Raw genomic sequence first — 20,300 nt, forward strand, 5'->3', positions numbered from 1 at the left:
TAAGTTAAGAAAATGTGCGGTATTTAAGAGCCATGACATTCGCAGGCGAGGAAAAGCTCCACTTTCTGATAAATAATGATTATTATTCTCAACTTATAATAAGTGCGGAACGAAGATCCCGCGCAGCGAAGTAGTGTGAAGCAGCTATACACGTTTTTATCAAAGGGAGTCGTCATGCACTTACGTCATCTTTTTTCGCCGCGCCTGCGTGGTTCTTTATTGTTAGGTTCGCTCCTCGTCGCATCCTCATTTAGCACGCTGGCGGCGGAAGACATGCTGCGTAAAGCGGTAGGCAAAGGCGCTTATGAGATGGCCTGGAGTCAGCAAGAAAACGCGCTCTGGCTGGCTACATCGCAAAGCCGTAAACTGGATAAAGGCGGCGTAGTTTATCGTCTCGACCCGGTGACGCTGGAAATCACGCAAGCGATTCATAACGATCTCAAGCCGTTCGGCGCCACCATCAATGCCGCGACCCAAACGCTGTGGTTTGGCAATACCATTAACAGCGCTGTTACCGCGATTGATGCCAAAACGGGTGATGTAAAAGGTCGTCTGGTACTTGATGCGCGCAAACGTACTGAAGAGGTTCGTCCGTTACAGCCCCGTGAGCTGGTTGCCGATGCGGCGACCAACACGATCTACATTAGCGGTGTTGGTAAAGAGAGTGCTATTTGGGTAGTGGATGGCGAAACCATCAAACTGAAAACGACGATCGAAAATACCGGCAAAATGAGTACGGGTCTGGCGCTCGACAGTAAAGCGCAACGCCTGTACACCACCAATGCGGATGGCGAATTTATCACCATCGATACCGCCAGCAATAAAATTCTCAGTCGTAAGAAGTTGCTGGATGACGGTAAAGAACACTTCTTTATTAACCTGAGTCTCGATACCGCAGGTCATCGCGCGTTTATCACCGACTCGAAGGCGACTGAAGTCCTGGTTGTCGATACCCGTAATGGCAATATTCTTGCCAAAATCGCGGCCCCTGCCTCTTTGGCCGTCCTGTATAATCCGACACGTAACGAGGCTTACGTGACGCATCGTCAGGCAGGGCAGGTCAGCGTGATCGATGCGAAGACCTATAACGTTGTTAAAACGTTCGATACGCCGACATACCCGAATAGCCTGGCGCTATCGGCAGACGGTAAAACGCTCTACGTCAGCGTGAAGCAGAAATCGACACGTGAACAGGAAGCGACGCAGCCGGATGATGTTATTCGCATTGCTCTGTAAATAGGGTATGGAGGGGGAAACCCCTCCAGTCATCTCTTTAAACGCACCGATACGCCTCGTTACACCCCGCCGATAGCCTGATGATTCTGTGAGAATTACACTGCCTTTTTGCTGTAGTTAACTCATTATATTCACGAGGAAAATATGAAAAAGTTATTTATATGCTCAGGTTTGGGCATGATGTTTTTTATGCTTGCGGGTTGCACAACCAACTATGTAATGACGACAAAGAATGGGCAAACGATCGTAACTCAGGGTAAGCCGCAGTTAGATAAAGAGACGGGGATGACCAGTTATACCGATCAGGAAGGCAACCAGCGGGAAATTAACAGCAATGATGTGGCGCAGTTGATTAAGGCTGACTAAGCATTGGGCGCGATGCGGTGTTGGCGGCAACGCGCATTAAACCCGGCAGGCCTGGGGCTGCCGGGGAAGGGTAATGTTATGTCGCTGCTTCTTCTTTCAATACGACACTCTCTGTCGAATCCGCCGTCACTGGCGCAGTGCGATGGATCTCCGCCACGCGACGTCGCACGCCAAACCAGCCGGCGACCAGCAGAATAGCGATCAGCGGCAACGAGGCGATAGTGTAAGTTCCATTCGGGTAGTCAAACGCCATGAGTACCAGCACGCTTAATAAAAACAGCAGCGTTAGCCAGGAGGTGAAAGGCGCGCCGGGCAGTTTAAAACTGACGTCTGCGGCTTTGCCTTCTTTTATCGCCTGGCGTAAACGCATCTGGCACACCATGATAAACGCCCACGACGCGATAATGCCAAGCGAGGCAAAATTAAGAACGATCTCAAACACGCGGGAGGGGACCAGGTAATTCAGGAACACGCCAACCACGTAAACCACCAGAGTCGCCAGAATACCCGCATAGGGCACATGCTGACGGCTCATTTTCGCCATGAATTTCGGCGCGGAACCCCCCATCGACATTGAACGTAAAATTCTCCCCGTACAGTAAAGCCCGGAGTTCAGGCTGGAAAGCGCGGCGGTTAACACCACGATATTCATAATACTGCCGATATAAGGCACGCCAAGTTTAGAAAAGAAGGTGACAAACGGACTTTGCCCCGCCTGGTAGGCGTTCCACGGCAGCAGCAAAACCAGCAATACGACCGATCCTACATAGAAAAGACCAATACGCCAGATAACGCTATTGATGGCTTTTGGCACCATCGTCTGTGGATCTTTGCACTCCCCAGCGGCGGTACCGACCAGTTCAATCGAAGCAAAGGCGAACACTACGCCCTGAATCAGTACCAGCGCGGGCAACAGGCCGTGCGGGAAAAAGCCGCCATTATCTGTAATCAGGTGAAAACCGGTGGCATTACCCTCAAGCGGTTGACCGGTACCGAGAAAAATCGTGCCTACCACCAGGAAGATAACAATGGCGAGTACTTTTATCAGCGCGAACCAGAACTCCATTTCGGCAAACCATTTTACGCCGATCATGTTCATGGTACCGACAATGGTTAACGCGCCGAGCGCGAACACCCATTGCGGAACGTCGCCAAATGCGCCCCAGTAGTGCATATATAACGCCACTGCGGTGATATCGACGATCCCGGTCATCGCCCAGTTAATAAAGTACATCCAGCCTGCGACGTAGGCCGCTTTTTCACCCAAAAATTCACGGGCGTAGGAGACGAAGCTCCCGCTGGAAGGGCGATGCAATACCAGTTCGCCCAGCGCGCGTAAAATGAAAAAAGAAAAAATGCCGCATATCAGATAGACCAGCGCCAGTGCCGGTCCGGCCATTTGCAATCGGGCGCCTGCACCTAAAAATAAACCGGTGCCAATCGCGCCGCCGATAGCAATCATCTGAACCTGACGATTCCCCATCGCTTTGTGATACCCCTCTTCATGGGCGTTCAGCCAGCGTCGTTTCGCCGCATGTTGTTCTGCGGCGTGCGTAGTCTGTGTTTTCATTACGTTACCTGTTATAGCCTGTCCTGACAGAAAAATTCCTTATGCCGCGACGGGCGCTCACCAATCGATTGCCTGCAATGGCGAATGCCGCTTTTCCCTGATTCTGTGACAGGGATAAAACCGCCGGCGGAGCATCCTACCTGCAATTGTTAAATGACGCAAAACATACGGAAAGAAGAAAATGAGGATGTCGTGTTTATTTGTGCGGTCAGATGTGGTGCGGTGTGGTCACGATTCAGCCAGATAAGCTTTCAGCACAAATCCGCAGTGATTGCGTTGCGCAATAATTAATCAGGGTTAATCCCTGCAGGGATTTATGGTCATAGATATGACCTCGAACGATAAACCACCTGACGATATTGAAGCAGCATAAGATCAGGCCGTTGCGCCTGTTATTCTCATTTTCTCCTGAAAATGTATGCCTTTGAGCAATTTTGTTGATTGACATATCGTCATAATGAGAGAGGAGTAGGACATATAAAGCTATTGAGCAAAATTTGAAGGAGTAGGATATGCCATATACATCAGTTTCTACCTATGCCAGAGCTTTATCAGGAAATAAGCTACCTCATGTTGCTGCAGGAGATTATGAAAATAAATTATCAACAAAAATCCTGAAAGGCATCTTGTATGTGCTTACCGCAGGACTGGCCTACGGATTTACAAGAGTAATTGAACATTATTGTAATGTTACGCCTAAAGTTGCGGAGTTCTGTGCCAATGCAGGGAATATCCATAATCACCTTGCTGATGCTGTACGTGATGGACTGTTTACTATAGATGTCGAGCTTTCTGATGGTCGGATGTTAACATTCGAACAACTCTCGCTGATAGCTGAAGGTAAGCCAATCGTCAGGATATCGGATGGCAAGCATACCGTTGAGGTTGAGGGGACCTTTGAAGAGATTTGTATGAGACTGGAAGAGGGCTTTTTTGAAGCGCCAGCGTACTATGATTATGATATTGATGAAAAATATAAAACCGTCAGAGAGCGAATGGCAGCATATAATGCCTTACCTCAGGCATTAGGCGCCATTCCGTGTTTAGAATATTATATCGCTCGGGCCAGCAACATGCAGGAGGCGAAAGCGCAATGGGCGGCCGACATAAAAGCTCGCTACCATAACTATTTGGACAATTATTAAAAAGCGTTTATGTTTAGCCAGTTTTGTTAGAAATCAGACTCGCTGAGCCGGCGTTAAAAATTTTAACACGCCGCTATTTTGGCGGCGTGTCGCAAAGAGATTCTCAGAACCCGATTTCCGTTTGTACGCCAAAATTCCACGTACCTCCGGCGCGACAGCCGGCCTGTCTTATTTTTTTCAAAAGTATCCAACGCTATTCCACGGATAGGGTATCCTGTTGCGCAGCGATATCCGCCTCAGCCTGTGTGCCGAACGCAAGCATTAATGTTAATGGAAGCCTCAGATGACCTCTTTTTTACATGCTTATTTTACGCGATTACATTGTCAGCCGTTGGGGGTTCCTACGGTTGAAGCGCTCAGAACGCTTCACTTAGCGCACAACTGCGCGATTCCTTTTGAAAATCTGGATGTGCTACTGCCTCGTGAAATACAGCTCGATGAGACGGCATTAGAGGAGAAACTGCTTTATGCCCGACGCGGTGGATACTGTTTTGAACTGAATGGCCTGTTTGAACGCGCGTTACGCGACATCGGTTTTAACGTCCGAAGCTTATTAGGGCGGGTCATTCTGTCTCATCCCGCCAGTTTACCGCCGCGCACGCACCGTTTGCTGCTGGTTGATGTTGAGGACGAGCAGTGGATCGCTGACGTGGGGTTTGGCGGCCAAACGCTAACCGCGCCGCTTCGTCTGCAGGCTGAAATTGCTCAGCAAACGCCGCATGGCGAATACCGCCTGATGCAGGAGGGGAGCACATGGATTTTACAATTCCGCCACCATGACTACTGGCAGTCGATGTACTGTTTTGATCTGGAGGTGCAGCAGCAGAGCGATCATGTGATGGGCAATTTCTGGTCGGCTCACTGGCCGCAATCCCATTTTCGTCATCATTTGTTGATGTGCCGCCATTTGCCTGATGGCGGCAAGCTGACATTAACGAATTTCCACTTCACGCGTTACCACCAGGGACATGCCGTTGAACAGGTCAATGTACCGGATGTGCCGTCGTTGTATCAGTTACTTCAGCAGCAGTTTGGTCTCGGCGTAAATGATGTAAAGCACGGTTTTACCGAGGCGGAGCTGGCCGCGGTAATGGCTGCATTTGATACCCATCCGGAGGCGGGAAAATAATTTTTTGCCGCGAGGATTTGCGGGCCTGACAAAGATTAAAAAGTAATGGCCCATTCGGCATGAAACAGAATGATCGCCTGGCCGGAGATGGTGACGTTTTCCGGCTGGTTATCGCGAATGGTGACGGTAACATCAACAGTACCCTCTTTGCCTAAAGCGCGCCCCTGATGGCCTTGAATCTGCAGCGTTTTACCGTCATGCGCCATCAGGCCATGATGGACGAGCCATGCCCCCATCGGGCCATTGGCGTTTCCCGTTACCGGATCTTCCACAATTCCTATCGCCGGGGAAAACATTCGCCCATCGGTTTCGTTTTTTCCCGGACGAATCTGGAAAGGAAAAAAGCCGTTACAGCCAATTTGCTGGCTGATTGCCGTCAGGGCTGCCAGATTCGGCGAAAGGGCATCAATATCAACGTCTGGTTTGAGCAGGATCATCACTTTTGCATGTCCTGTTGAAGCCACCTGAATTGGCGCTCCCGGCACGATATCATCTTCAGTCAGGTTCAGTGCGGTGATGATGGCAGCCCGAATCTCTCCGACTAGCGGTGGTTCAAAATAGGGCTGACCTTGTTCCAGCGTGATGCGATAGTCGTTGTGTTCGGCATGAATTTCAACGCGATGACGGCCCGCTAACGAGGTTTGCCAGACGGTGGTGTTTCCCAACCCCAGTACCGTTGCCCGAACATAATGCGCGGCCACGGTGGCATGACCACAGATGGGGACTTCTACTGTCGGTGTAAAGTAGCGTATGCGCACATCACTCTCTTCGCTTTTTAGCAAAAAGGCGGTTTCCGAGTGACGAAGTTCACGGGCAATCAGCTGCATCTGCGCGTCGCTTAGCGTATCCGCATGTAAGACAACGCCAGCAGAGTTGCCGCGAAAGGGTTCGCCGGTGAAGGCGTCAACATGGTAAATCTGCGGTTTCATTGATGTTCTCCTTTGACTGAAGAATCATCATAGCCTGTGCGTTGCCGAATGACGACGCCCAGGCGTTTTTCTTTGCCCGGTAAGCGTATCCCCGGGCAAAGAGAATTAGCGGCGGGTACGAACAATCTGGTAGCGACGGGTGAAATACTCAAACGGCGCGCTCCAGACATGAACCAGACGGGTGAACGGGAAGAGCAGGAAAATAGTCATTCCCAGCACCAGATGAACGCGGAAAACAAACGCCACACCGCTCAGCATTTCCGAAGACCCGCCGCGGAAGGTGACAATACTTTGCGCCCAGCCCACCAACTTCATCATTTCGCTGCCATCCGGATATTGCGCCGAAAACGGAATGGTGCTCAGGCCAAGCAGGCACTGAATCAGCAAAATGCTCATGATGATAATATCAGGTGTAGTGGATGTCGCCCGCACACGCTGATTGGTCAGACGACGCCACAGTAATCCCGCGCCGCCGATCAACGTTAATACGCCGCACACGCCGCCGAGGATCATCGCCATCTGCTGCTTTACCGCAATCGGCAGGAACCAGGCATACATCCAGTGTGGCGTCAGCATCCCAAACAGATGGCCAAAGAAGATCCCCAGAATGCCAATATGGAACAGATTCGACCATATCACCATCCCACGCTTGTCCAGCATCTGGCTGGACGACGCGCGCCAGGTATATTGTCCGTAGTCATAGCGCAGCCAACTGCCGAGGAAGAATACCGTGGCGCAAATATAGGGGTAGATGTCGTAAAAAAAGACGTTCAGGTACTGTATCATTTCGGGCCTCCCGCGCTGACGTCGACGTACTGCGGCGCCGCGTCCTGGCTAAAGCGTCGTTGATAATGGTGTAACGGTGAACTGTCACAGGTCGTGGCGTTATCTTCGATAAACTTCACCTGTTCTTCTTCCCAGACGGCGTCCAGTGCCTGACGGGTATCATCCCGCGATTCCTGAACAATCTGCTTGGTGACACTGTCACTTGTAAGCGTACTGCCCGCCAGCGTCAGCAGGGCGTCAAACAGTTGATACCACGGCGCTCCTCGCTGTTTCAGACGACCGCCCAGTAGCGCCAGAATAGGGGCAATATTCTGTAATCCCTCGCGCGCTTCCGCTTCCGGCAACACGCTTAAGTACTCCAGATAGAGCGGCAGGTGATCCGGCAGTTCGCGGCAGTTGAGGTGCAGGCCCACGGTTTCATACTGGCTTAACAAATCGACCATCGCCTGGCCGCGATCGCGGGACTCCGCATGAACATGCTCGAATAACAGCAATGAAGTGGCGCGCCCGCGGTCAAACACTTCGCACCATTCTGCTTGTTTATCCAGTAACGGCGCATAAAGCAGCTCGCGAGTGAAGTTGGCCAGCATTGGCGCATCGTGTTGGATTAGGGCAAGCGCTTCATCCCGACATTCCCACAACTCGTCGTCCGGATACTCCATCAACAGGCCAATCGCTTTGAGGATTTGCATTATTCCCCCTCCGCTTTATCACGTACTTCGGTGATATTGATGGCATCAATACGGCTACTGTTGAACAGGTTGAATTTGGTATCCGAGCCGTGACAACCGTCGCCAAAAGTAAAGCCGCAGCCGTTGCGCTCCGGAAAGGCATCGCGCGCCATTTCCCGGTGGCTGGTGGGAATGACAAAACGATCTTCATAATTGGCAATCGCCAGGTAGCGATACATCTCTTCAACCTGTTGTACGCTCAGACCGACTTCGTCAATGGCGCGGGTATCCGTCACGCCTTCAACCGTCTGCGAGCGCATGTAGTGGCGCATCGCCATCATCCGCTTTAGCGCCCGAATGACCGGGCCGGTATCGCCCGCGCTGAGCATATTGGCCAGGTACTGGACCGGAATACGCAGCGTCTCCACCGCCGGCAGAATATTGCCATTGTGCGGCAACCCGCCCGCGTCGGCGTATGACTGGATGGGCGATAGCGGCGGTACGTACCAGACCATCGGCAGGGTACGGTATTCCGGGTGCAGCGGAAGCGCCAGCTTCCAGTCCATCGCCATTTTGTACACAGGCGACCGTTGGGCGGCGTCGATGACGTTTTGCGGGATGCCCTGTTTAAGCGCCTCTTCGATGACCGCCGGATCGTGCGGATTGAGAAACACATCGCACTGACGTTCATACAAATCTGTCTCGTGTTCGGTACTGGCCGCTTCTTCAATCCTGTCGGCGTCGTAGAGCAGAACGCCAAGATAACGGATGCGCCCGACGCAGGTTTCCGAGCAAACGGTCGGCTGGCCGGATTCAATACGCGGATAGCAAAATATGCACTTCTCAGACTTGCCGCTCTTCCAGTTAAAGTAGATTTTTTTGTACGGGCAGCCGCTGATACACAAACGCCAGCCCCGGCATTTATCCTGGTCGATTAGCACGATGCCGTCTTCTTCACGCTTATAAATAGCGCCACTTGGGCAGGTGGCGACACAACTGGGGTTCAGGCAGTGTTCGCACAGGCGCGGCAGGTACATCATGAAGGTGTTTTCGAACTGACCGTACATCTCTTTTTGTATGTTGTCGAAGTTGCGGTCGCGGGCGCGTTTTTCAAACTCGCCGCCGAGCAGCTCTTCCCAGTTTGGCCCCCAGATCACCTTGTCCATCCGTTTTCCGTCAATCAGTGAACGAGGACGGGCAGTGGGCTGATGCTTACTCTCCGGCGCATTATGTAAATGCTGATAATCGAAGGTAAAGGGTTCATAGTAATCATCGATTTGCGGAATCACCGGGTTGGCGAAAATTTTGCTAATTACCCCCATTTTGCCGCCCAGACGGGGCCTTATCTTGCCATTAACATCACGAACCCAACCGCCTTGCCACTCCTGCTGGTCTTCCCAGTTTTTGGGATAGCCGATACCCGGTTTAGTTTCGACGTTATTGAACCATGCGTATTCCATCCCTTCACGTCCGGTCCAGACGTTTTTACAGGTGACGGAGCAGGTGTGACAGCCAATACATTTATCGAGATTCAGTACCATCCCAACCTGTGAGCGTATTTTCATTTTTTCGCCTCCTGTACCTGATCCCGGCCCTCATCATCCAGCCAGTTAATGTTTTTCATCTTCCTGATCATGATGAATTCATCGCGATTCGAACCCACGGTTCCGTAATAGTTGAAGCCGTAAGCCAGTTGCGCATAGCCGCCGATCATATGCGTCGGTTTTGGACAGACCCGGGTCACGGAGTTATGGATCCCGCCGCGCATCCCGGTGACTTCCGAACCCGGAATGTTCATAATCCGCTCCTGGGCGTGGTACATCATGGTCATACCCGGCGGGACGCGCTGGCTGACCACCGCACGAGCGGTAAGGGCGCCATTAGCGTTGAAGGCTTCAATCCAGTCGTTATCTTCAATACCCAATTCACGGGCATCGGCTTCGCTGATCCAGACAATCGGCCCGCCGCGCGACAAGGTCAGCATCAGCAGGTTTTCGCTGTAGGTGGAGTGAATTCCCCATTTCTGGTGCGGCGTCAGGAAGTTAAGCGCTTTTTCCGGGAAACCGTTGGGCGGAATATCTCGCATTTCGCTGACGCTGCGGGTATCAATCGGCGGGCGATATGCCACCAGGCTTTCGCCAAAAGCGCGCATCCACGCATGATCCTGATAGAGTTGTTGCCGCCCCGACAACGTGCGCCACGGGATCAGTTCATGTACGTTGGTATATCCGGCGTTATAAGAGACATGCTCGCTTTCCAGTCCTGACCAGGTCGGGCTGGAGATAATTTTGCGCGGTTGCGCCTGGATATCACGAAAGCGAATTTTCTCATCTTCTTTATTGATGGCCAGATGGGTGTGCTCGCGCCCGGTCATCTCGCCCAACGCCTGCCAGGCTTTCACCGCCACCTGGCCGTTAGTTTCCGGCGCTAAGGCAAGAATCACTTCCGAGGCATCCAGCGCGGTGTCGATGCGCGGACGTCCTTTCGCCGGGCCATCGTGTTTGGTGTAATTGAGCTTACCGAGGAAATCGACTTCATCTTGCGTATTCCAGGCAATACCCTTACCGCCGTTGCCCAATTTATCCAGCAGGGGACCCAGCGAGGTAAAACGTTCATAGGTGGCCGGATAATCGCGTTCAACCACGACGATATTGGGGGCGGTTTTGCCCGGAATAAGTTCGCACTCGCCTTTACGCCAGTCGAGAATATCAAATGGCTGCGCCAGTTCCGCCGGGGAATCATGCTGGAGCGGGTGTAACACCACATCGGTTTCCTGTCCGAGATGTCCGACACACACCTCAGAAAAGACGCTGGCGATACCTTTGTAGATCTCCCAGTCGCTTTTGGATTCCCAGGCAGGATCGACCGCGGCGGAAAGGGGGTGGATAAACGGATGCATATCCGAGGTATTCATATCGTCTTTTTCATACCAGGTGGCGGTCGGCAAAACGATATCGGAAAACAGACAGGTACTGGACATACGGAAATCAAGCGTGACCAACAGATCGAGCTTGCCCTCAATCGCGGCGGACTGCCATTCCACCTCTTCAGGCTTAATTCCTTCGCTGGAACCCAGCGCTTCGCCCTGGATACCGCTGTCTGTGCCCAGCAGATATTTGAGCATATACTCATGACCTTTCCCAGAGGAGCCGAGCAGGTTAGAACGCCAGACAAATAAATTTCGCGGGTGATTATGACCACTGTCAGGCTGTTCGCAGGCAAAACGGATAGCGCCTGATTTCAACGCCTGCACGGTATAATCCGCCGCAGACAGCCCGGCTTTATCGGCGCTCGCTTTCACGCTGAGCGGGTTAAGATTAAGCTGCGGCGCCGAGGGTAGCCAGCCCATACGTTCCGCGCGCACGTTGAAATCGATCAGGTGTCCGGAAAATTTAGCCGGATCGGCCAGCGGCGACAGCAACTCTTGCGCAGTCAGTTTTTCATAGCGCCACTGGCTGGCATGGTTGTAGAAAAACGAGGTACTGTTCATCTGACGCGGCGGGCGATTCCAGTCCAGCGCGAAGGCCAGCGGCAGCCAGCCGGTTTGCGGCCGCAGCTTCTCCTGGCCGACATAATGCGCCCAGCCGCCGCCGGTTTGTCCAACACAACCGCAGAACACCAGCATGTTAATCATCCCACGGTAATTCATATCCATGTGATACCAGTGATTCACTCCCGCGCCGAGGATGATCATCGAACGACCGTGAGTTTTATGGGCGGTCTCGGCAAATTCACGCGCAATAGTTTCGATATGTCGACGCGGCACGCCGGTAATCTGTTCGCCCCAGGCCGGCGTGTAGGCTTTTACGTCGTTATAATTATTGGCGCTATGGCCGTCATCCAGACCACGATCCAGCCCATAATTCGCCAGCACCAGATCGTAAACGCTGACGACCATCCGCTCGCTACCGTCCGCCAGATCCAGGCGTTTCACCGGTAACTGACGTACCAGTACCGGTTCCTGCCGCACGCTGCGAAAATGTGGGTTTTCGTTGCCGCCAAAATAGGGGAAAGCGACACCCGCCACGTCATCATGCTGACCGAGTAAAGAGAGCGACAGTTCAGTTTCGACGCCCGCCGCCACCGGTTCCAGGTTCCATTTTCCCTTTTCGCCCCAGCGAAAACCGATAGAACCGTTGGGCGCGACCAGTTCGCCCGTACTGTTGAGCGCGACGGTTTTCCATTCCGGATTATTGGCTTCTCCCAGTCCATCCACCAGATCCGATGCGCGCATCATACGCCCCGGCACATAACTGCCGTCTGCGCGCTCATCCAACAGGACCAGCATTGGCATGTCGGTATAACGGCGGCAATAGTTAAGAAAATAGTCGCTGGGATTATCGAGATGAAACTCTTTTAAAATAACGTGACCCATGGCCATCGCCAGCGCGCTGTCAGTACCTTGCTTTGGCGCCAGCCACTGATCGCACAGTTTAGCGACTTCGGAATAGTCCGGGGTGATGGCGATCGTCTTAGTGCCTTTGTAGCGCACTTCGGTAAAGAAGTGGGCGTCCGGGGTACGCGTCTGCGGCACGTTAGAGCCCCAGGCAATAATGTAGGCTGAGTTATACCAGTCGGCGGACTCCGGCACGTCAGTTTGCTCGCCCCAGGTCATTGGCGACGCGGGCGGAAGATCGCAATACCAGTCATAGAAGCTCAGACAAGTACCGCCAAGCAATGACAGATAACGTGTTCCGGCGGCGTAAGAAACCATCGACATCGCCGGAATAGGTGAAAATCCCGCCACACGATCCGGACCATAGGTTTTGATTGTCCAGACGTTAGCGGCGGCAATGAGCTGATTCAGCTCTTTCCAGTTCGAACGAATAAAGCCGCCATGTCCGCGCACCTGTTTGTAACTTTGGCATTTTTGCGGGTCGTTCATTATAGATTCCCATGCCAGTACCGGATCGCTGTGCCGGGAAAGGGCCTCGCGCCACAGTTCTATCAGCCGCTTACGCACCAGAGGGTATTTCTGACGATTGGCGCTATAGAGATACCAGGAGTAGCTGGCGCCGCGCGGGCAGCCGCGCGGTTCATGGTTCGGTAAATCGGGACGCGTGCGCGGGTAGTCGGTTTGTTGAGTTTCCCACGTCACCAGACCGTTTTTGACATAAATTTTCCAGCTACAGGAGCCCGTGCAGTTGACGCCGTGGGTTGAGCGCACGATCTTATCAAACTGCCAGCGCTGGCGATAACTGTCTTCCCAGTCGCGGTTGGTATGCATCACCTGACCATGGCCGTCGGCAAAGGTATCGCCTTTTTGTTTAAAGTAACGAAAGCGATCCAACAGTTTACTCATGACATTTCTCCTGCTTCGATAAATTTTCCGCCACCCTGTCGATTTGGCGTTAAACCATTACCGGATGGCCGTCCTACAGGTGCGTATGTTGTTATTGTTGTTTAGGCTTACGACGCCCGTAGACCAGCCAGGTCAGCAGGACGCAAGCGATGTAAAACAGCAAAAAGATTTTCATGGCGCCCACCGGCGAGCCGGTCAAGGCCAAAGAGGTGCCAAACGCTTTTGGAATAAAGAAGCCGCCCACAGCGCCAATAGCGGAGATAAAACCGAGCGCGGCGGCGGTATCCGTCACCGCTTCGCGCTGCGCCTGCTCATCGCTCCCGCCGCGCAGTTTGACGTTGTAGAGCGTGATCTGACGGAAGATCACCGCAATCATCTGGAAGGTAGAACCGCTGCCGAGACCCGCTGTCAAAAACAGGCCCATAAAAACAAGATAGAACGCGCTAAAGCTGCCTGCGCCGGAGCCTGGCAGCGTGAGGAATAGCAAGGCGGTAAACAGCGCCATAAAGATAAAATTAATGAGCGTGACGCGAACGCCGCCGAATTTATCGGAGATCACGCCGCCTGCCGATCGCGCCAGCGCGCCGATAAAGGGGCCAAAGAACGCCAGTTGCAGAATGTTTACGTCGGGAAATTGCGTTTTGGCGAGCATGGCGAAACCTGCGGAAAAGCCGATGAATGACCCGAATGTCGCCAGGTACAACAGGCTAAGCAGCCACAGGTGCAGACGTTTTAGCACCGGCAATTGCGAGACGACAGACGCTTTTGAACTGCCGATATCGTTCATACCAAACCAGGCGGCAAGCGTCGCGACAGCCAGTAACGGCACCCAGATCCAGGCGGCGTTAGTGAGAGCGAGCAGGGAGCCATCAGGTTGCGGCACGCCCCGGACGCCTAAAAAAGTAAATATCGGCAGAAAAATAACCAGCGGCGCAATCAACTGCATCACACTGACGCCAAGATTTCCCAGTCCGCCGTTAATACCCAACGCGCTACCTTGTCTGGCTTTTGGAAAGAAAAAACTGATGTTGCCCATACTGGACGCGAAGTTTGCCCCCGCAAAACCGCACAACAGAGCGATGAGCATAAATACCCCGAAAGGGGTGGCAGGATTTTGCACGGCGAATCCCAGCCAGGCGCAGGGAATAATCAATATTACGGTACTTAATACGGTCCATTTACGGCCACCAAACAGTGGTACCATAAAGGAGTAGGGAACGCGTAATATTGCGCCGGAAAGAGAAGGTAATGCGGTTAATAAAAAGAGTTGGTCGGTGGTAAAATTAAATCCAATTTTATTGAGGTTGACGGCAACAGCGCTAAACAACATCCAGACGCAAAATGCCAGGAGCAAACAACTTACTGAAATCCATAAGTTTCTTCTGGCGATGCCTTTCCCTTTATTCTCCCAGAAGGCTGGATTTTCGGGTCGCCAGTCACTCAAGAGATAACGGTTATAATTCTCGTTTTGTCGTGTCATTTTACCCCTCACATGCGCATATCATTTGAAAAAAACACAAAAAAGAGACAGAGCGTCACGCGCTCTTTTGAGAACTTATTGAAGTTTTTTTAGAATATTGAGTGAAAGAATAGATAAAAAACCAGGCCAGCGCGGCGCGAAGAGGAGATATGATGTTTCTTAATTGTTACTATTTGTAAATTAAAAGTGATTTTTATTAAATTATTTGTAACTTTACGCAAAGAGTTCAAGCGTAATCATACGATCCAGATGGAATTTAAACGCGGGATCGGCCATTTCCGGAATACCCAGCACATACATACCGTCCAGCCCGCACACCAGTGCGATAAGCCGCCAGGCGATATCTGTGGCGTTAGCAGCAAACGTAAATTCTCCTGCCTGTTTGCCCTGCTCGATAATTGTGACCGTTTCCTCATGCCACATCTGCATCGTGAGGAGATAAGCATCTCTGATGTGCGGATCCCGATCGGCCAGAATTTGCGCCTCTCGCCACAATTTTATGTAAGGCTCAAAGCCGCCGTCTTCGCTACCCAACATAGCGTGAAGCCGTGCACGCCAGGTGGCGGGCGGCGGAACTTGCCCGGCATCAAGTAGGGTGCGGATCAAATGGACAAAGGCCTGCGCTTTGAGCTCGCCCGCCGAGCTGAAGTGGTGATGCACCTGGCCGGCGGCGACATCGGCTTCTGATGCGATTCGTCGCACCGTCATGGCGGCAAACCCCTCTGCCAGCGCCACGCGCATCGCCGCTTGCAGGATCACTTCGCGGCGTTCATCCCGGTTAAGGTAACTCATATTTTCCCCACATTAGCCAATACGCGCAGTGTAACAAAAAGCTGGACATTCGTTCAACTTACCGTAGGATCCTGAAATTGGACAGGCGTCCAGGTTTGAGTTTTTGAAGGGAGAGTTATGTTTCGTCAGTGGTTAACGTTAGTCATTATTGTGCTGGTCTATATTCCTGTCGCCATTGATGCCACGGTCTTGCATGTCGCCGCGCCGACACTGAGTATGACACTGGGGGCCAGCGGTAACGAGCTGCTGTGGATCATTGATATTTATTCTTTGGTCATGGCTGGCATGGTGTTGCCGATGGGCGCGCTTGGCGATCGTATCGGTTTTAAACGCCTGCTGATGCTGGGCGGGACGCTCTTTGGCCTGGCGTCACTGGCGGCGGCGTTTTCGCATACCGCCAGTTGGCTTATCGCCACCAGGGTATTACTGGCTATTGGCGCGGCGATGATTGTACCGGCGACGCTGGCCGGGATACGCGCCACCTTTTGCGAAGAGAAGCATCGCAACATGGCGCTGGGCGTCTGGGCAGCGGTAGGTTCGGGCGGAGCGGCGTTTGGGCCGCTCATCGGCGGCATCTTATTAGAGCATTTTTACTGGGGATCGGTTTTCCTGATCAACGTGCCGATTGTGCTGGTCGTCATGGGCTTAACCGCCCGCTATGTTCCTCGCCAAGCGGGCCGTCGCGATCAACCGCTCAATCTTGGCCATGCGGTGATGCTGATTATTGCCATTTTGCTGTTGGTCTATAGCGCTAAAACCGCGCTGAAAGGGAATTTGTCGCTGTGGGCCATCTCGCTTACCCTGCTTACCGGCGCGCTGCTCCTGGGACTCTTTATCCGCACACAGCTTGCGACATCGCGTCCGATGATTGATATGCGACTATTTACCCATCGCATTATCCTGAGCGGCGTCGTGATGGCGATGACCGCGATGATCACGCTGGTGGGTTTTGAGCTGCTGATGGCGCAAGAGCTGCAGTTTGTTCACGGGCTATCGCCTTATGAGGCCGGGGTATTTATGCTGCCGGTGATGGTCGCCAGTGGATTCAGCGGGCCGATTGCGGGCGCGCTGGTCTCGCGTCTGGGACTACGGCTGGTCGCGACGGGCGGCATGGCGTTAAGCGCGCTGAGTTTTTATGGCCTGGCGATGACGGATTTCAGCACCCAGCAATGGCAGGCCTGGGGGCTGATGGCGCTGCTGGGATTTAGCGCCGCCAGCGCATTGCTGGCTTCCACGTCGGCAATTATGGCCGCTGCGCCGGCAGAAAAAGCGGCGGCGGCCGGCGCGATAGAAACGATGGCTTATGAACTGGGCGCGGGACTGGGCATTGCCATTTTCGGTCTGTTGTTAAGCCGTAGCTTCTCCGCGTCTATCCGTCTGCCTGCCGGGCTTGAGGCGCAAGAGATTGCCAGAGCGTCATCTTCAATGGGAGAAGCCGTGCAGTTGGCGAATAGCCTGCCGCCCACGCAGGGGCAGGCAATACTGGACGCCGCCAGACACGCCTTTATCTGGTCGCATAGCGTGGCGTTAAGCAGCGCCGGGAGTATGCTTCTTTTGCTGGCGGTAGGGATGTGGTTCAGCCTGGCAAAAGCCCAACGCCGATAACATAATGCCTGATGAGATAAGCGCTTAATGCGCTAGCTGGCAGGGGGAGTCCATTTCCTCAACCTCTTTACCGCTGAGGCGTGCGTATTGCCCCGTCAGTCGCCAGAAGGCAGGCTGGGTTTCGGTATAGATTTCCGCAGCCAGAATCAGCCGACGGCGATCAACTTCGTTCAGTTCCAGTAAGGTCCAGGGAATAAAATAGCGATCGGTATCGGTAAGCCGAAACCACAGCGGACACCCGCAGCCGGAACAGAAGTAGCGTTCGCCGCGCGAAGAGGATGAAAAGTATGGCGGTTCCGGGGAAAGGGGGGCTAGCTGTGGTTGCCCGCAGGCTTCCAGATACATGGCTATTCCACCCGACCATTTTTGACACAGCGTACAATGGCAGGCATAGACATCCAGCATTTCGACGTCAACGGTAAAATGGCTCTGTCCGCAAAGACAACGACCAGTGAACGTCTGCACGGCATACTCCTTATGACCGAGTCTACATCAAGAGAAAAAGCCAGCCCTGAAAGGACTGGCTTTGTATTCAGACTACAACAAAATTAGAACTGGTAGTTCAGACCAACAGCAACGATGTTGTCGGTAGACACTTTAGCCGCTTTGGTGAAGTCGCTGTCGTCCAGCAGGTTGATTTTGTAATCAACGAAGGTGGACATGTTTTTGTTGAAGTAGTAGGTAGCACCGACATCGATGTACTCAACCAGATCCTGGTCGCCGTAAGTACCCAGGTTTTTACCTTTGGATTTCAGGTAAGCGATGGACGGACGCAGACCGAAGTCGAACTGATACTGAGCAACTGCTTCAAAGTTCTGGGTTTTATTCGCGATAAACGCATCACCCGCTGAATCTTCACCAAAGGTGGTCATGTTCAGCGTTTCGGAGTAGGTGGTCGCCAGGTAGATGTTGTTCGCATCATATTTCAGACCAGCAGCCCAGACTTCAGCGTTTTTACCCGCAGCATTCAGGTTGCTCGCTGCTTTCACCTGGTTGTTAGTACGGTCAGACTTCGCATAGGCCGCACCTACGCCAAAACCTTCGTACTCATACGTTGCGGACAGACCGAAACCGTCGCCGTTAGACTCGTACGCGCCGTCACGGTCGTTTTTGCCCTGGTACTGCGCGGCAAAGTTCAGACCTTCAACCAGGCCAAAGAAGTCAGTGTTACGGTAGGTGGCAACACCAGTAGTACGGCCAGTCATGAAGACGTCAGTCTGAGTCCAGGTATCGCCACCAAACTCTGGCAGAACGTCGGTCCATGCGCCGATGTCGTAAGCAACGCCGTAGTTACGACCGTAGTCGAAAGAACCGTAGTCAGCGAATTTCAGACCAGCAAACGCCAGACGGGTTTTGTCTTTGTCAGCGCCCTGGCTTTCAGTACGGTTGCCTTTGAATTCATATTCCCACTGGCCAAAACCGGTTAACTGATCGTTGATCTGCGTTTCGCCTTTGAAGCCCAGACGCGCGTAAGTTTTGTCACCATCACTTCCGTTATCATCAGAGAAATAATGCTGAGCGTGAACTTTACCGTACAGATCCAGTTTATTGCCGTCTTTGTTATATACCTCGGCTGCATTTACAACGCCTGCTGCCAACAGGGAAGTCACTGCCACTGCCACTAACTTAAGTTTCATTTTAATAATCCTTATAATTTTCTTAGCGTGTTTCCTCAACCATTGTTAAACGAGGCGTTTGTCAATGGCAGACTATTTTTAAATGACGGAGTGGCATAAGTTCAATAATAAGTTTCATAAGATTACAAATTATTTTAATTTGTGTGATCGAGATCTCCTTAATACATTTGAGAGTATTAATTTAAATAGGGACTGTCTAATAAGATATATTTTCGGAGGGGACTATTGGGCTGTTTATGGTTTTATTTTTGGTAGTAACGACTGATTATTATATGCACTAATACAGTTGCGAGCTAACGTTAATTATATATTTGTTAATATGATTATATCATTGCATTAACATATTTAACGATTTTATAAAATCCATTTTTACCAGCGCATCCTGGTATGGCGCAGGAGGAGCACGTGAAAATGAAAAATCGTCAAATACACACAGGCGATAGATAAAAGCGTAGTTGTGTTATGAAGAGTGTCAAGGTACAGCGGGTCGATTTAATATCAACATCGGCCCGCCCGTCGCTATTAGCGCCGCCGCGTTGCCAGCCAACAAAGTAGTGAACCTACGCAAACCATGACTGCGCCTTGCCAGAAGGAGAATGACAGTGGTGAGCTGAGTAACAGCGCTGCCAGAGCAGAGGACATGACGGGGGTAAAATAAGACCCTACGGCCATGATAGTCACATTGCCATGAAGTATGCCCACATTCCATGCTGCGTAGGCAAACCCCAACGTTAATGCCGCGGTAAAAAGTTTAGCAATCACCGGTAGGCTAAATATCATGGCAGGTTGCGGCGTAAGAAAATAGTGGAACCACAGCGCCACGGCGGTGAGTAACACAAAGACGGTGATACCGTTAAAACCACGCGCATATTTATTTGTGACCGTGCAGTACGTCGCCCATATAAACGCCCCAAGAAATGCCAGTAAATAACTTAGCGGACTGGTGGCGACATTGCTGATAATTTCTCCTGGATTAAGACCATTCTCGCCCCCCAGAACCCAGCAAACGCCAGTAAGTGCAATAAGCAATCCAGGAACAATAAGCCAGTTAGTTTTTTGCCCATTAAAAAGAATGGCAAACAGAATGGTCAGGCTGGGCCATAAATAGTTAACCATGCCGACTTCGATAGCCTGATGGCGAGTGGCGGCATAACCGAGAGAAAGCGCCAGGCATATTTCATAACTGACAAACAGTACGCTGCCTGCGATGAGGTATCGCCCCGGGAAACGGCGGATATCAGGTAATCCGACGGTAAAAATCAGCAGCAGGCCGCTTAATGAATAGATCATGGCTGCGCCGCCTACCGGTCCAAGACCTTCGCTGACGCCGCGAATTAACCCAACCATCGTGCTCCACAGAACGATGGCTACAAGCCCTATTAGCGTTGCTTTTTGTGATGTCATGCTTTGTGACTGTCCTGAATACCGCGCAAAATAAACTGCCACTTATAGCACTTTTTCCGAGGGCGATGCCATGCAGTGTCATTTTTTAGTACCTCCCTGGAGTTATTGCAGTTTAAAAATAGGGCTATTTAATAGCGGAACCGTTTCAATATTGATTTGACGCAAAAAAGTTATCGATTTTGCTGTTAGTTTCCTCGCGAAGTTATACACGCATCCTGGGCTGGGGTTTTGCTGCAGTTCGAAGGAGG

Annotated in this window: 16 protein-coding genes; 5 read left to right on the forward strand and 11 right to left on the reverse strand. The window is 52.1% G+C overall.

Annotation, left to right across the window (positions count from 1 at the left end; all coding sequences use genetic code 11):
• Positions 1–174 precede the first annotated feature (174 nt).
• Together HU143_RS11655 and HU143_RS11660 are read left to right on the forward strand one after the other, a co-directional pair.
• Positions 175–1,236 (forward strand): YncE family protein, encoded by a 1,062-nt coding sequence (locus tag HU143_RS11655; protein ID WP_000550638.1) that lies wholly within the window; start codon positions 175–177, stop codon positions 1,234–1,236.
• 144 nt (positions 1,237–1,380) lie between these two features.
• Positions 1,381–1,602: a YgdI/YgdR family lipoprotein gene (locus tag HU143_RS11660; RefSeq protein ID WP_000732362.1), complete on the forward strand. Its 222-nt coding sequence runs from the start codon at positions 1,381–1,383 to the stop codon at positions 1,600–1,602.
• 76 nt (positions 1,603–1,678) lie between these two features.
• Here HU143_RS11660 and ansP read toward each other — a convergent pair whose 3' ends face one another.
• Complete coding sequence (gene ansP, locus HU143_RS11665; protein ID WP_000857112.1) at positions 1,679–3,172, reverse strand: L-asparagine permease; 1,494 nt, start codon at positions 3,170–3,172, stop codon at positions 1,679–1,681.
• Between the two features lie 512 nt (positions 3,173–3,684).
• Here ansP and steA point away from each other — a divergent pair.
• Both steA and nhoA read left to right on the forward strand, forming a co-directional pair.
• Positions 3,685–4,317, forward strand: a complete 633-nt coding sequence (gene steA, locus HU143_RS11670; RefSeq protein WP_023227517.1) for a type III secretion system effector SteA — start codon at positions 3,685–3,687, stop codon at positions 4,315–4,317.
• 283 nt (positions 4,318–4,600) lie between these two features.
• Positions 4,601–5,446, forward strand: a complete 846-nt coding sequence (gene nhoA / locus HU143_RS11675) for an N-hydroxyarylamine O-acetyltransferase (RefSeq protein ID WP_023227516.1) — start codon at positions 4,601–4,603, stop codon at positions 5,444–5,446.
• A 35-nt stretch (positions 5,447–5,481) separates the two neighbouring features.
• On the opposite strand, the gene HU143_RS11680 is transcribed toward nhoA, so the two are convergent.
• From HU143_RS11680 to HU143_RS11710, 7 genes are all read right to left on the reverse strand, one after another.
• Entirely contained in the window at positions 5,482–6,375 is an 894-nt protein-coding gene (locus HU143_RS11680; RefSeq protein WP_023227515.1) for a PhzF family isomerase, read from the reverse strand.
• Between the two features lie 105 nt (positions 6,376–6,480).
• Positions 6,481–7,161: a respiratory nitrate reductase subunit gamma gene (narI, locus tag HU143_RS11685; protein WP_000617106.1), complete on the reverse strand. Its 681-nt coding sequence runs from the start codon at positions 7,159–7,161 to the stop codon at positions 6,481–6,483.
• Positions 7,158–7,853 carry a nitrate reductase molybdenum cofactor assembly chaperone gene (gene narW, locus HU143_RS11690; protein WP_001166289.1) on the reverse strand — a complete coding sequence of 232 codons (696 nt, stop codon included), beginning with the start codon at positions 7,851–7,853 and terminating at the stop codon, positions 7,158–7,160. The genes narI and narW overlap by 4 nt, the downstream gene beginning before the upstream one ends.
• A complete protein-coding gene (narH, locus tag HU143_RS11695; protein ID WP_000702595.1) occupies positions 7,853–9,397 on the reverse strand; it encodes a nitrate reductase subunit beta in 1,545 nt (514 codons plus the stop codon). Before narH ends, narW begins: the two co-directional genes overlap by 1 nt.
• Complete coding sequence (locus tag HU143_RS11700) at positions 9,394–13,134, reverse strand: nitrate reductase subunit alpha (protein ID WP_023227513.1); 3,741 nt, start codon at positions 13,132–13,134, stop codon at positions 9,394–9,396. Before HU143_RS11700 ends, narH begins: the two co-directional genes overlap by 4 nt.
• Before the next feature lie 91 nt (positions 13,135–13,225).
• Positions 13,226–14,614: a NarK family nitrate/nitrite MFS transporter gene (locus HU143_RS11705; protein ID WP_000198258.1), complete on the reverse strand. Its 1,389-nt coding sequence runs from the start codon at positions 14,612–14,614 to the stop codon at positions 13,226–13,228.
• 213 nt (positions 14,615–14,827) lie between these two features.
• Entirely contained in the window at positions 14,828–15,406 is a 579-nt protein-coding gene (locus tag HU143_RS11710; RefSeq protein ID WP_017466200.1) for a TetR family transcriptional regulator, read from the reverse strand.
• Positions 15,407–15,523: 117 nt separating this feature from the next.
• Here HU143_RS11710 and smvA point away from each other — a divergent pair, with 117 nt between their 5' ends.
• Positions 15,524–17,011, forward strand: coding sequence for a methyl viologen efflux MFS transporter SmvA (gene smvA, locus HU143_RS11715; RefSeq protein WP_023227512.1), 1,488 nt, complete (start codon positions 15,524–15,526; stop codon positions 17,009–17,011).
• Between the two features lie 24 nt (positions 17,012–17,035).
• Here the strand turns inward: smvA and HU143_RS11720 are convergent, their stop codons facing one another.
• The 3 genes from HU143_RS11720 to yddG form a co-directional block, all read right to left on the reverse strand.
• Positions 17,036–17,416 carry a GFA family protein gene (locus HU143_RS11720; RefSeq protein WP_014343841.1) on the reverse strand — a complete coding sequence of 127 codons (381 nt, stop codon included), beginning with the start codon at positions 17,414–17,416 and terminating at the stop codon, positions 17,036–17,038.
• Between the two features lie 143 nt (positions 17,417–17,559).
• A complete protein-coding gene (gene ompD, locus HU143_RS11725; RefSeq protein WP_000769037.1) occupies positions 17,560–18,648 on the reverse strand; it encodes a porin OmpD in 1,089 nt (362 codons plus the stop codon).
• Positions 18,649–19,170: 522 nt separating this feature from the next.
• Positions 19,171–20,052: an aromatic amino acid efflux DMT transporter YddG gene (gene yddG / locus HU143_RS11730; RefSeq protein WP_000203795.1), complete on the reverse strand. Its 882-nt coding sequence runs from the start codon at positions 20,050–20,052 to the stop codon at positions 19,171–19,173.
• Positions 20,053–20,300: the final 248 nt, after the last annotated feature.

Origin of the sequence: Salmonella sp. SJTUF14076 (genome assembly GCF_015534835.1) — a bacterium.
In the GTDB taxonomy this organism is placed as follows: Bacteria; Pseudomonadota; Gammaproteobacteria; order Enterobacterales; family Enterobacteriaceae; genus Salmonella; species Salmonella enterica.